Source organism: Granulicella sp. S190, from assembly GCF_009766095.1.
Lineage (GTDB): Bacteria > Acidobacteriota > Terriglobia > Terriglobales > Acidobacteriaceae > Edaphobacter.
In genome coordinates, this window is sequence record NZ_LMUD01000009.1 from 155,167 (window position 1) to 167,429 (window position 12,263).

The 12,263-nt window shown below is 51.0% G+C and carries 13 protein-coding genes; 9 read left to right on the forward strand and 4 right to left on the reverse strand.

Features of this window, described 5'->3' with window-relative positions; genetic code table 11:
• Positions 1–168 precede the first annotated feature (168 nt).
• Positions 169–477 carry a hypothetical protein gene (locus tag GSQ94_RS04535; protein WP_158942126.1) on the reverse strand — a complete coding sequence of 103 codons (309 nt, stop codon included), beginning with the start codon at positions 475–477 and terminating at the stop codon, positions 169–171.
• Positions 478–638: 161 nt separating this feature from the next.
• Here GSQ94_RS04535 and GSQ94_RS04540 point away from each other — a divergent pair, with 161 nt between their 5' ends.
• Positions 639–896 (forward strand): hypothetical protein, encoded by a 258-nt coding sequence (locus GSQ94_RS04540; RefSeq protein WP_158942127.1) that lies wholly within the window; start codon positions 639–641, stop codon positions 894–896.
• Positions 897–1,767: 871 nt separating this feature from the next.
• Here GSQ94_RS04540 and GSQ94_RS04545 read toward each other — a convergent pair.
• Positions 1,768–2,310: an ImmA/IrrE family metallo-endopeptidase gene (locus GSQ94_RS04545; protein WP_158942128.1), complete on the reverse strand. Its 543-nt coding sequence runs from the start codon at positions 2,308–2,310 to the stop codon at positions 1,768–1,770.
• Positions 2,282–2,686, reverse strand: a complete 405-nt coding sequence (locus tag GSQ94_RS04550; RefSeq protein ID WP_216843010.1) for a helix-turn-helix domain-containing protein — start codon at positions 2,684–2,686, stop codon at positions 2,282–2,284. Before GSQ94_RS04550 ends, GSQ94_RS04545 begins: the two co-directional genes overlap by 29 nt.
• 365 nt (positions 2,687–3,051) lie before the next feature.
• Here GSQ94_RS04550 and GSQ94_RS04555 point away from each other — a divergent pair, with 365 nt between their 5' ends.
• The gene (locus GSQ94_RS04555; RefSeq protein WP_158942130.1) at positions 3,052–3,414 is read left to right on the forward strand and encodes a DUF3892 domain-containing protein; all 363 of its coding nucleotides are present in this window, start codon (positions 3,052–3,054) and stop codon (positions 3,412–3,414) included.
• A gap of 593 nt (positions 3,415–4,007) precedes the next feature.
• Positions 4,008–4,250 (forward strand): SEC-C metal-binding domain-containing protein, encoded by a 243-nt coding sequence (locus GSQ94_RS21775; protein ID WP_371417440.1) that lies wholly within the window; start codon positions 4,008–4,010, stop codon positions 4,248–4,250.
• A gap of 358 nt (positions 4,251–4,608) precedes the next feature.
• Here the strand turns inward: GSQ94_RS21775 and GSQ94_RS04560 are convergent, their stop codons facing one another.
• Positions 4,609–5,013 (reverse strand): helix-turn-helix domain-containing protein, encoded by a 405-nt coding sequence (locus GSQ94_RS04560; protein ID WP_158942131.1) that lies wholly within the window; start codon positions 5,011–5,013, stop codon positions 4,609–4,611.
• A 91-nt stretch (positions 5,014–5,104) separates the two neighbouring features.
• Here GSQ94_RS04560 and GSQ94_RS04565 point away from each other — a divergent pair, with 91 nt between their 5' ends.
• The 6 genes from GSQ94_RS04565 to GSQ94_RS04590 form a co-directional block, all read left to right on the forward strand.
• Positions 5,105–6,679 carry a ribonuclease H-like domain-containing protein gene (locus GSQ94_RS04565; RefSeq protein ID WP_158942132.1) on the forward strand — a complete coding sequence of 525 codons (1,575 nt, stop codon included), beginning with the start codon at positions 5,105–5,107 and terminating at the stop codon, positions 6,677–6,679.
• A 12-nt stretch (positions 6,680–6,691) separates the two neighbouring features.
• Positions 6,692–7,264, forward strand: a complete 573-nt coding sequence (locus GSQ94_RS04570; protein WP_158942133.1) for a hypothetical protein — start codon at positions 6,692–6,694, stop codon at positions 7,262–7,264.
• Positions 7,261–8,367, forward strand: coding sequence for an adenylosuccinate synthetase (locus GSQ94_RS04575; protein ID WP_158942134.1), 1,107 nt, complete (start codon positions 7,261–7,263; stop codon positions 8,365–8,367). The genes GSQ94_RS04570 and GSQ94_RS04575 overlap by 4 nt, the downstream gene beginning before the upstream one ends.
• 17 nt (positions 8,368–8,384) lie before the next feature.
• The gene (locus tag GSQ94_RS04580; protein ID WP_158942135.1) at positions 8,385–9,383 is read left to right on the forward strand and encodes a hypothetical protein; all 999 of its coding nucleotides are present in this window, start codon (positions 8,385–8,387) and stop codon (positions 9,381–9,383) included.
• 1,577 nt (positions 9,384–10,960) lie between these two features.
• Positions 10,961–11,656: a hypothetical protein gene (locus tag GSQ94_RS04585; RefSeq protein WP_158942136.1), complete on the forward strand. Its 696-nt coding sequence runs from the start codon at positions 10,961–10,963 to the stop codon at positions 11,654–11,656.
• 406 nt (positions 11,657–12,062) lie between these two features.
• The coding region (locus GSQ94_RS04590; protein WP_158942137.1) for a hypothetical protein at positions 12,063–12,263 on the forward strand (201 nt) is incomplete at its 3' end.

The window sequence follows — 12,263 nt, forward strand, 5'->3', positions numbered from 1 at the left end:
TTGCATTCAGTGGCAGCATTCCATTGCAACCAGCATCAGAGTCACGGTGACGCGGTAACATTGGCCATGAAGTCGTCGAAGGGGTTGTAGCCCCCTCCCTCTAAAGCTGCCAAATAGGTACGGTAAGCGTCCTTGAACCGCTGGGAGATCTGCGATTGATAGACCAGACTAGTCGACAGGCGGAGCCTCTTCTAAACCTTTCTTATTGGCCGGTGCCAAATAGGAAGACTCTATAAAGGGGTTAGGTTTGCCACCTTTTGAGAGGTGAATCTTGTAACACTCAGTAATCGCGCTCATACAGATCATTTTGAAGTAGGACCTATCGCGGAAACGTCGAGCGTCTATCCCGTTGTATGCAAGGAGTTCTTCAAGTGGTTTATGCAGACAGTTCAAGTTCCCCGTTGTCGGGTTACGTGAGATTCCCAGATCATTGAAATTGAACGTTTCCGGAATATTAAATCCGCTTCCGTTTGTCATTCTGTTCTCCTGATTTTTGCGCTGCCGACATTTACAAAGACCGTAGCACGTAGTCTTGCCAGACATCAAAGGTGACGTCAATGAAACCCGACTGTGCCAATATCCGTCGGAAGTGGTGTCTAATGTATAGCCGGAGACTGCATCCCAACGAGTACCGCACGATGACTTGGCTACGCAATCGTCTATTGCTCTTAGCTGTAGCGAAGGACAGCCCACACGACAACTTGGTAATGGAGCGCGAGCATCAGGAAGGAAACAAGCACATGGAAAAAACAAAAGCGGACGAGTTGAAAGAAATCTTTGACGCTCTCGATAAGGCTGGCTTCCCCAAAGACTTTCTTGCTGATCGCGAACAGCTACCAGCCCAAGAGCGGGACTGGGATGCATTGTTACGACTCGAAACGCCAGAGAAAAAGTAGCTAAAGTGAACGCGCTGAAGCTGCGAAATGGCAGCGCCGATGCGGTAAAGGGGGAGTCCGCGAAACTTCGGAACAGCGTCGCGGTCTTTGAAAATTGATACCCAAGATGTGTTCGTGGACGTGATTGATCACTCGAATGCGCGATCCGAGGATGAGGCCGATCTGTACAAATGTCGCCATTGCACTTACGAATCCGTGACAGCTATTCTCTCTCCCGGTTGTTCCTTTTGTGGTTCTTTGGAACGTAATTCATGCACTCAGTTCCCGCTACAGATCCTTTTGTGAAGACTTGAAGCGTAACGGTCGCACGCACCGAGGGTTACGGGACACCGTTACGGACCGGAACCGTGCCGCGCGATGAGGGTTCCGGGGTACGGTTCCGCGTCTTCAATAACTAAAGCGTTTTCCTCCCGTAGGTTAGCTCGCCATTCGTGGCGTGAATCGACACCTCGAAATACCGGAACGACCCCCTCAAATGCTGTGCATTTGCGCCACATGCGTGGGTTCCGGGGTCGTTCCGCTGCGCTTCTCAGTTGGGAAGTTTCCGGTATTTGATCTTGTCTCACAGTAAGGTTGAGTTTGTGATTCGCTCCAGCGATTTTTGTTGGTGTCCCCCCAAAAACATTGATAGCCCACCTGCTCTGGCTACGCCCCAATGTAAGGATGCAGCAGCATAAGACACGAATCCGAGCACGAACCGAGGCGAAAAGCTGAGATCTGGTTTGGCCCCGGTATGGACTTCATCGAAGAAGTCGTACCTGATAGCGATGTCTTAGTAGACGCAGGCGGTCTTATGGCCATCGGGATTCGGCGGAATGAAATTACTTAAGTCGAACCAAAGCCCGAGCACAGCTTGAAACATGAACCCTGCTCATGCCCAAGACATAAAGCCCAAATTTTGCAATCGGTATTTCATGGCTGCTTCACTGACTTTATATCTCTTGGCAAGAAGTCCAATATCAGCGTCATCAAGATGAATCTCTCCGTCGAACCGTTGATGGAGCTCCACATCCTGCCGCAATATGTCCTTCGGCATAAGGAGACTTGCTGCAAAGAAATTGGCAGCCATTTCCTGATCGTCCTCTGCTTCAGAGGAGCGGCCATCACGTCGGATTACCGTAAATTGCCAATCAACATGATCTTTATCGACATGGTTCAGCAAGAAATGGGCGAGCTCATGAGCGATGGTAAAGCGCTTCCGCACTGGTGCCTGGGATGCGTTAACCGCAATTCCTTGAAGATTGCCACTTCGGATAAGAGCCCCCGACACATCCGCGTCCATCTCGGTCTCAACAATAGGAAGTCCTACTGACCTGGCGATTCGCTCAACCGGAACAGGAACTGAGGTGACGTCATGCTCATCCAGTAGATCAAGGACCCGCTGCTCAATCTGCTTTCTGTTTAGCTGTTTCATTCTCATTAGTTCCTTTCTTTAATTGAAGAAGTAAAGCCCGCGCATCTTGGAGGAACAAAACATCCGATGTCTGGATGCCACCTGCGAGCTGATCCGAAGAGCGTTGCTGTTCCACTTCTTGTAGGGTCGGCATAAGCGTTTCAGGCGGGACATCCAATGCCTTGGCAAAAAGAAAAATATGGTGCAGCTGTGTGTTTTGCTTGCCGCCCTCAATGGTCGCGATGGTTACCCGAGATAGCCCAACTCGTGAAGCAAGTTCCCCTTGAGAAACTTCTTGTGAGCGCCGTAAGCGCCGAAGTTTTGATCCGAATGCCACATTGACCCCAGCCGCGTAATCCACAAGAGCCGGCCTCTTTTTCACATCCTTCACAACCATATCGTCTCAAATGACTCGCACGATGTCAAGTAATTCCGTAATTATGTCGGTATATCCTACATTTTCGAGGAAACTCTAGTCATAGGTTGACAAATTCAGGCGTGACTTGATAGCTTTGGAAAGATGACACTTTCCCCTATTTCGGTGCCGTTGAACTGCTGTAAGGGAAGGGAGGATGCCGGCTCGTTGCGAGCGAACCGGCATCGGGTGGCGAACCAATGGTTCACCCAGCCACTCCATGTGATGAAGTGCCGCTACGAACTATGATGCCATAATTCGTGTCTTCATCGCAGGCTCAGTGACGGGAGGAACCCCCTACAAGTAACACCCTCGCCCATAACGGAATGGCGAGAACTGAGGACTAGATGAAGACCTTCCTGGTGAATTGCACGCAGAAGCACGTCCAGCATGGACGTATCGAGTCAATCGGCTGTATCGACATCACAACCAACACTGAAGTGCGGCTCACTGAAGCTGACGCAATTCATCAGATCGAGGCCAAACTCGCTAGTTTTATAGTTCGTGACGCTAAGGGACATGAGGCCGTACTCGAAGTAGAGGAACGGGATGGCCGCAAGTTCCTGATTACTAAGCGCGATCACTTCGTTACAGACAACCTGGGTGCACTTCCCGAGTGCGCTTCAAAGCCGATCGTTGTACCCCCTCCATATCGGCCAGTGGCACCTGCGCGCTCTCATGGTGTGCACGGTAACTGGGAGCTGCTCTAGTGTTTGGGGCGAACCCATACAAGGAGGCGCCGCAGGTTGCGGCGTCTCTGTCCCCTGATTACCCACAATTCACGCCTGTGCTCCTACCAGAGGGCTCAAATGCTGAGAGCGCTTGGATCGGAGAAGTTCAGCCTTTTGTCTCGGATGAAGTCGCCCGAGCATTTCTGCGACAAATTGAGAAGGGCTCTCAGATCTGGGTAGCTGCTGGGAGGATTCGAGATGAAAAACCTATTCGGCAGTCCCACTGGGCAGATCCTCTGCTCGTTGGTATGAACATTCGATGTAGGTTGCTGATTCTCATACAGCCTCTACCTGCACATCCTCGCGCGTATCTGCTGAATCCACTTTTTGCAGAACATTATGTTGCCACACACCCGCATCCACGCTTCGATCAGATGATTTCATGGGACGGTAAAAAAGTTCCCGGGCTGTGTATCTATTCAGCCTCCGAGTTTAGGTACGACCCAGCCAGAGAACGCAGGAGCCAATTCTTAGAACAGGTAACCCTATATATCGCGCGCCATCTGATCTGGCTCAAAACTCGTAGGCTCTGTCGTGGTTATCCACCTCATGGCGTTCCGCTTCGCCCACTCATGCCCGGAGAGATACTGATAAGTGATAGACCTGTACAGGTCCAGCAGGCTGTTGCAGAGGGGAAGCCGACATGGGACTATTGGGCCGGGTATTGGCCAGGGCCAACTGCTGCCGCCTTCAACCCTGAAACGCATCTCAAGAAGATCAAGCCTCACGAAGAGTGCTGGTGTGGAAGCGGCGTTCCTTATGGTTCTTGTCATCGTCCTGCCGATGTTATCCAGCAAAATTTGAGCTCGCGATAAGGAATCGATCTCATGGTTGACGCGTCTTACGGGGCAATTCTTCGGCTTCCGTTGCGTATGCAGTTCCTCAGTCCAACCGAGCGGAGAGAACTGCAAAGCAAAAGCTTTCATTGGCACTCAATTCGCCAGTAGACAACACGCGGATCAGGACAGGCTCACCCGTTGCTTAGGCTCTTTCCATTCCGGTGCCTTGGCTGATTTAGGGCAGCCTGAGGAGATTGGAATGATTTTCGCGGGCTTCCAGAAGTACCTTTATCAGTAGCAAGCAAGCGTCTAGCGATACAGCTACCAGATGTTCCTTCAGAGCGTCGTACAAGGGGCGCGCAGAATCATGTACCGATGGCAGGCATCATGTCTGTTATGCAGATCTTGAAAAGTCAATTCTTAGCAACAGTTCCACGGAGCCATCGCTCTTCGGAGAAAACTTTCTGATCTCGATTTGGTCCTTGGTAATGTCGCTCGTTGAGAATTGAAATTCGAGCTGCCGGGAGTTCTTCTTTCTAGGCTTTATATAGGCATCTCCCAGTTCACCATAGCTCAGATCAACCCCCCAGTAGTGCCGCGCTCTTCGTAAAACCCTTAGGCTGGGAATGGTTTTTCCGTTCACGTATTTGCACAAAGCGGCCCTAGTCACTCCAAGCGACGTTACGAAATCCTCTACTGAGACATTTTTCGCGCGCGCACGATCACGAGCAGCCGCAAACTCAATCGCCACTCGCTTCTTGAAGGCCTCGTTCAACGCCTTGTCTTCAGGACTTTTCATTGGATCACTGGAGCGTAAACGATATGAAATATTTCAGTTTTTGTCAACAAAAGTTGACGTAAACTAAAGTTGACGAACTGGAGTTGACACGATGCTCGAAAAAACATTCCTTCATATCCCAGGTATTGGAGCGAAGACTGAGCTTGAACTCTGGCACTCTGGTATCCGCTCTTGGCAGGATCTCGATGGGTTCTTTACCAGACCCGCAGCGATAAGTCGCGGCCTAAGGCGTCGTCTCGAAGAGCACATTCCTCAGTCAATCGACGCGATGCAGCGCAAGGATGCACATTTCTTCACCCGGCTGTCCTCTCTCGGAGAAGGATGGCGCTTATTCCCTGAGTTTGCAAATCAATGCGTCTTTCTTGACATTGAGACAACCGGTTTATCACCAGTATTCGACAAGGTCACTATGGTTGGTCTCTATGAAGGGAATCGGTATCAAGCTTTCATCGAAGGCCAGAATCTTGAAGACCTCCCGGCTCAACTGAAGAAATACTCGGTCGTGGTGACATTCAATGGATCCGGTTTCGACCTGCGCTTCCTTAAACTGGCTTTCAAAGATCTTGAGCTCCCGCCGATTCATATCGACTTGCGTTGGGTTACTCGCCGTCTCGGCCATCGGGGTGGGCTGAAAGTGATTGAAAAAGATTTTGGCATTTGCCGAGATTCGTCAGTTGAGGATATCGATGGCCATGATGCCACCGTGCTTTGGTCGCGCCACCTCCGGGGAGATAAAGATGCTTTGCAGCAACTCATCACCTATAACAGTGAAGACGTTGTGCATCTGAAAGCGATCATGGAAATGTCGTACGATCGCCTTGCCCTGCAGGCCTCGGGCGGTCTCTGGAAGGGCAAAGAAATCTACGAAGGAGTCAACTCGCTCCCCAAAACTCCGAGAGCGCGGAAGCGGATATCTACAAAGGGCAATGGAACTCTGGTTGACGATCTCCTTCGGCGAAGCTCAATCAGTACACCTAGAATCGTCGGTATAGACCTTACCGGGAGCGAGCGTCGAGCTACCGGCTGGTCGCTTCTTGTCGGTTCCAACGCTGAGACCAAAAGTATTTCCACAGACGAAGATCTCATCCGCGAAACGATAGCCGCAAAACCAGATCTTGTTTCGATAGATTCGCCGCTGTCGGTCCCAGATGGATGGAATCGTGCGCAAGAACAGCTTGTCGCGGATTCTCCAATCTATCGGAAGTGTGAGTTGGCCTTGAAGCGGATGGGGATCTCAGTTTTTTGGTGCCTTTTGCCTAGCATGAAGTCCCTCACCATGAGAGGTATGCGGCTGACCGATGAGCTGAGGAGTCATGGACTAAAGGTTATTGAGAGCTATCCCGGAGCGGCTCAGGATATTCTCGGCATTCCCAGAAAAGGTTCCAGCTTGGCCGAGCTGAAATGGGGTCTGAATCGCGCCGGCATCGAAGGGCCATATTTAAAGAACAAAGTGACCCACGACGAAGTCGATGCAATAACGTCTGCCTTGGTCGGATTGTTCTATCTTGCTGACGATTACATCGCTTTAGGAACTCCGAGTGAGGATTATCTGATCGTTCCCAGGTCACCCCAGATCAACTACACGCGTCTCTCAGAGATTCTAGCTCGCTCAGGATTGGACGAAATCCATATCTGCGCATCGTTGGGAACAACACACCTGCAATAGAATCTGGAGTACGTGGAAAATCAGACCTCATTCCAGCCATTGCCGTTTGAACCGATCTTCGTGGGCTTCACGGGACGTATAGGAGCTGGTAAAACTTCTGCTTCTCGTTATTTAGCTTCCCGGTATGGGCTTGCGTATATTCGCTACAGCGAAGTCCTTCAAGAATGGGCTCTTCCTTCCCCATCCAATAAGCAGCAGCTTCAGGAGGTTGGTTGGAAGGTTATGGGTGGCGGGATGCAGCTAGAATTGAACGCGAGACTAATCTCACGGATTGATCGATGTCGTTCGACAGTGGTTGATGGCCTGAGACATCCTCTCGATTTTGAGAGCCTCTCCAGCGGCTTCAGCCCCCGTTTTTTTTTGATCTTCATCGATTCAGCTGAAATTTCTCGTTTTGCGCGCTTGCGGACAAGATTTGAGAACCTGTCGAACTTGCGCGACGCAGATGCGCAGCAGGTCGAAGCTTACATTGATAAATTGGAACCCGTCTCTAGCTTGACGCTTCACAATGACGGCTCTCTGCAGGATCTGTACGACAAGCTTGACCGATGGCTGGAAACGCTGCAACAGGGAGGTGCACAATGAGCGTTTGGGTAGTTGTAGGCGGCCAATTCGGCTCGGAAGGGAAAGGTAAGATTGCCGCGGCGATCACCCTCCAAGAGGGAATCGAACTCTGTGTACGATGCGGGGGACCAAATTCTGGTCATTCATTCGTCGCAGACTCTGGAGAAGTAAAACTCGTTCGGCAATTGCCGACGGGCTTTGTGTCTTCTCATACGCGTCTCCTCATACCTGCCGGCGCATATATAGACGAAGCAGTCCTCAAGAGCGAGATCACAGATCTCGGTCTGACCCCAGCCCGGGTGGGGGTCGACCGGAATGCGGTGATCATCACCGCTCACGATCGAGAATCAGAAAGAGCCTTGGGTTTAAGAGAAGCCATTAGTTCAACCCTGTCTGGGGTGGGCGCTGCCGTTGCACGCCGGGTCATGCGAGGTAACGTCGAAACAGCTGGAACGTCAGCAGCGAAAGGATCTTGGTTAGCTCCTTACATAGTTAACGTCGCCGCTGAGTTAAACGCGGCGTCTGACGCTGGAAGGAAAATCTTGATCGAAGGCACACAAGGCTATGGCCTTTCGGTCTATCACGCAGATGAATACCCGAAAGCCACCTCGCGAGATACAACTGCCGCCGGCTTCATAAGCGAGGTCGGCCTCAGTCCCAGACTGATAACGGATATCGTTCTTGTCATACGGACCTTTCCGATCCGAGTTTCTGGAGCTCAGGCGGGCAGCCTACGTGGCGAGATCGACTGGGCCACAGTTCAGCGAGAGAGTTCGTATCCGCATCCGATTCCAGAATTCACTACGGTAACGAAGAGTTTACGTAGGGTTGGCCGCTTCGACATGGACATGGTGAGACGGGCCGTCATTACCAATAGGCCTACCTCGATCGCCGTCAACGGATTGGACTTAATTGATTATTCAAATTATCGACAACGAGATTCCGAGGCCCTGACACCTGAGGCAAAACTCTTCATCAGGGCTCTGGAAGATCAATTTGGTGTACCGGTTACATACTTCGGAACGAGTCCCTTTCTAAGCGATGTAGTCGCAAAGCCGGGTCGCATCCAGATGAATCTCAACGGTGTCATCACACCCGATCTTGCAGGTAGATGGATTAGCTAACAGAGAAAGGCCGTTCGATGCCCGATCAGCAAGAGCCCTTGCAACAGGTTTTCGAGTCGATCAGCACAGCTGCTGACTTCGCTGCAGACCGTCTCAAGTACGACGATCCTTTTCGGAAGGAATTGGATCGGAAAGGACTACTTCTATCAGATCAAATTGACTGGTTTTGTACGCGGCAAATGCTTATAGGAGAAGGCTACAAGCGAGACAATCTTAGGCCGGCTTCGTATACCCTGACCATTGGCTCCCTATACGTAGATAGTGCCGGCAAAATCCGGCAACTCTCAAAGGAAAAAGACAATTCGTTTTATATGGAGCCCAATTCCATCGTCTATGTCAGTACTGAAGAATCGCTTGACCTGCCCTTTTACATTGTTGCTCGGTTCAACCTTCGCGTTAAGTGGGTTTATAAGGGAATTCTATTAGGAACTGGGCCGCAGGTGGAACCTGGATTTAGAGGAAAGTTGTCTTGTCCCCTTTTCAACCTTACAGATCGGGCGATCAAGATCAAGCTTGGCGACGCATTCGCAACTATCGATTTCGAGAGGACAAGCAATCTGGGATCTCCCGAAGCTTGGGCCAAGCTTGGAGACGGAGATTCTGCTTGGAAAATTGTGCATGACAGCAAGAAATCGTTAGAAGAAGTAGACGAAATAGCATTCGGTGATCAGAAATATCTTTTGTTCAAACAGAAGCAATTTCCTCCCCTAAAATTATTGCCTGATCACGATATCATCAGTTCGCTGGTGCAGCTTTCGGATGAAGTTAAACGTTGGAGAGCAATTGGTCTAGGCCTAACTCTTGCATTTATAAGCTTAGCTCTGACCCTTCTCAATTTTCAGAACAACCTCTATAGAGAGCTGCGCACCACAAGCCAGCAAGTGAATCAGCTCGCTCTCGATCTTGCGCTCACGAAAGAGAAATTGACTGGAGCGAAGGCCGAACAAAATGAACTCGCATCCCCTGTGACTGTCAACCCTGCGGGGAAATCGCCAAAGAACGCTCACCCGAAATGATGACGCACAAGCGGCTTGTATCTTGGTATCGACATGCTATCGCCACAGTCTGGCCCCGCAGGCCTTCACTGAATGTAGGTGAGGTTGCTAGATATACTGCAATCGGTACATTGGGTGGTTGGTGTATGAGTTTGCTAATGGGGCATCCTCCTCAAAGCTGGTATTTCTATTTAGGATTGCAAGATTCGGACTTTGAAAACCGAGGACTTTTTTGGCTAACGATGCTGCTCTTTCTCGCATCGCTGTCTTTTGCACTAGGACAACTCATCTGGTTAATGTTGAAACTGCTAAGTAGACATCTTCGATTCCGTCGAAAAATTGCTGTCAAGCTTTTCAATAAGGCGCGCGGAGGTCTGCGTTCACTCTGGGCGAACAGCCGTTACTCGAAAATAAACTGTTAGTCTGTCCACTAAGTTGTCCACACAGAGGCATCATGGGCAGTAAACATATAAAAAATAGACACTTATCTGTTCTTATAAGCTTCTGCATCGGCAAATGATAGCGATTCCTTGTCGCTTCAAGGAAATCGCTGTTCTGCGGTTGGAGCAGAAAGAAGCGGGGTCGTTCCTGGGACTTGGCGGAAGCCTTGGTACTAGATGAAATAGAAGAACTATAGAAGAACTGCTTACCACCAGCAGCTAGTAGCAGAATTTGGTTAAAGTTCCTTTTGTTGAACGGGATTTCACTCACTCCCTTATTCGTGAGTTGATTCTGTGTCTACTACTCTTCCCATCTCCGTACCGGCCTTCTCTACAGAGCCGTCGTAGCCCAGCTTGAGCGTTACACCTACAGTCGCTGACCCATTTGAGAGACTTACCATTGGTGACCGACTGATCTAAAAGGAATGTGTGATACCCCAAAATCTAGTTGTCAATATGGAATAATGAGGGTTGACGTTGGTCCCTAGCTCTAGGCCGTCGGTGACGGTTCTCCGTCCTTGCTTCTGCGCGGCGACGCATCGTGATGGACGCAACCAGGTCGTCAAACCGGGAAAAGCAGGAAGAGAATCAGCAGAACTCACGATGCCGCTGTTGCCACAATCCGAAAAAGAGGCTGGACATAGTCTTGCGCCAGATGCCAGTGCTGTCCGCGATCAACTGAAACGGCTCCTTGCACACCCCCTATTCGCAAATAGCAAGCGCTATCCCGTATTTCTGGCTTACACGGTCGAGCAAACGTTGCTTGGCAATGCGAGCGAATTAAAGGAACGGACGATAGGTGTCGAGGCCTTTGGACGTGAGCCAAACTACGATGTAAACCTTGATCCAGTGGTCCGTACGACAGCGGCCGAAGTCCGTAAGAGGTTGATCCAGTACTACTACAACACGGATCATTTCGGAGAGCTGATAGTCGAACTTTCGGCAGGCTCATACGTTCCCTCGTTCCGTGATCCAACGGCCTCCGTGAACCTCGAATCCGAATCGGTGGTCTCGCAGAGGAACGGGCCGACATCCCAGGATTCCCCCACAACCAAGTTTAAATCTGCCGAAGCAGCCCCGCCTCCAACATTGCGGACCAGGCATCGATGGATACCCATCTCAATAGTATCGTTGTTTGCCCTGATCGCAGGATTCGGAATGGGCCGTATCCAAATCCATCGGAAGCCGTCGAACCTGGAACGCTTTTGGGAACCGGTGACAGCGGCTTCCGGCAAGGTTACCTATTGCCTTGGGCAACCGATAGATGCAGTCGATCGAGAGCGCACGACACCAAACGGGATGCCCATGTATGGCCATCTCGATGTCTCGGACGTGATCACGCTGGCGCGATCTATTGTTCCTCTTGTCCCGAAAGGCGGCGATTTTCGGATTGTCTCCGATTCAGAGATCGGCTATGCCCAGCTACGCGAAGGTCCGGTCGTGCTCATTGGCGCCTTCGATAACGTTTGGACTATGCGGATTACTCAGGATCTACCGTTCGGATTCGAGTACGATTCGCAGGTGCGGAGGCTCGTAGACCGTAAGAGTCCCGAGAAGAGATTCTGGACCCTCCAATGGCAGGTGCCTTACACGAAGTTGGCAAAGGACTACGCCATCATCGCCAGGATTCATGACAACGTAACGGGCCAGCCTGTCATTATCATCGCAGGGATTCTAGGGGAGGGCACCGAAGCTGCCGGCGAGGTTGTTTTTAAGCCTGCGTATCTCGATGAGATGTTGAAGAAGGCGCCTAAGAACTGGGACCAACTCAACATGGAAGCGGTGATCGAAACGAATGTCATCGAAGGCCACGCTGGTCCTCCCACCGTTCTCGCTGTCGAGACCTGGCGGTAGGTCTCCTGGACTGTCGATCGATAACACTATGACTCCATGTTGTCTGCGGCGTTGTCTGCTGCCAATTCTTTGGGTCGATCTCAGTGATTGAGCCGTATGATACATGCCCAAGATGGTCGAATAATCCGATGGCAACTTCAAGCAAAATAGACAGTTATTGGAAGAGCGGCATGCTCCGACCCGTTGAAGCTTTTGCATCACCTTCTTCATATTAGATTCTGTAATCGTGAGTAGCCCTTTTCGCACTGCCGCGATTTCTTCTGGCCTTGATTCTCGCCAGCGCAGCATCGCCGGGGGACCTGGAGACACGATGCTGAGATGCAAGTCACAATTTTGTCTTTTAGTCGTTGCAGCAGTCGTCATTGGAGCCGGCATCGCGTCCGCTCAGGAAACCAGCCGGCCCTGGATGGATTCACACCTGCCTCCAGGGGAACGTTCAGAGCTGGTCCTAAAACAACTTACTCTCGATGAGAAGTTGGCGCTGGTGCATGGCAACGGTATGTCAGGCGAGTCGCAGTGGAAGATGCCTCTTACCCCTCTCACCAACGGCGGCGCTGGCTACACCCAAGGTGTCGAACGTCTGGGTATTCCTCCCTTGATCATCTCG

Coding starts and splice junctions, on each gene's coding strand:
- GSQ94_RS04535 (WP_158942126.1), bottom strand. CDS start 477: ATGACAAACGGAAGCGGATTTAATATTCCGGAAACGTTCAATTTCAAT.
- GSQ94_RS04540 (WP_158942127.1), top strand. CDS start 639: ATGACTTGGCTACGCAATCGTCTATTGCTCTTAGCTGTAGCGAAGGAC.
- GSQ94_RS04545 (WP_158942128.1), bottom strand. CDS start 2,310: ATGAAACAGCTAAACAGAAAGCAGATTGAGCAGCGGGTCCTTGATCTA.
- GSQ94_RS04550 (WP_216843010.1), bottom strand. CDS start 2,686: ATGGTTGTGAAGGATGTGAAAAAGAGGCCGGCTCTTGTGGATTACGCG.
- GSQ94_RS04555 (WP_158942130.1), top strand. CDS start 3,052: ATGAAGACCTTCCTGGTGAATTGCACGCAGAAGCACGTCCAGCATGGA.
- GSQ94_RS21775 (WP_371417440.1), top strand. CDS start 4,008: ATGCCCGGAGAGATACTGATAAGTGATAGACCTGTACAGGTCCAGCAG.
- GSQ94_RS04560 (WP_158942131.1), bottom strand. CDS start 5,013: ATGAAAAGTCCTGAAGACAAGGCGTTGAACGAGGCCTTCAAGAAGCGA.
- GSQ94_RS04565 (WP_158942132.1), top strand. CDS start 5,105: ATGCTCGAAAAAACATTCCTTCATATCCCAGGTATTGGAGCGAAGACT.
- GSQ94_RS04575 (WP_158942134.1), top strand. CDS start 7,261: ATGAGCGTTTGGGTAGTTGTAGGCGGCCAATTCGGCTCGGAAGGGAAA.
- GSQ94_RS04580 (WP_158942135.1), top strand. CDS start 8,385: ATGCCCGATCAGCAAGAGCCCTTGCAACAGGTTTTCGAGTCGATCAGC.
- GSQ94_RS04585 (WP_158942136.1), top strand. CDS start 10,961: ATGGGCCGTATCCAAATCCATCGGAAGCCGTCGAACCTGGAACGCTTT.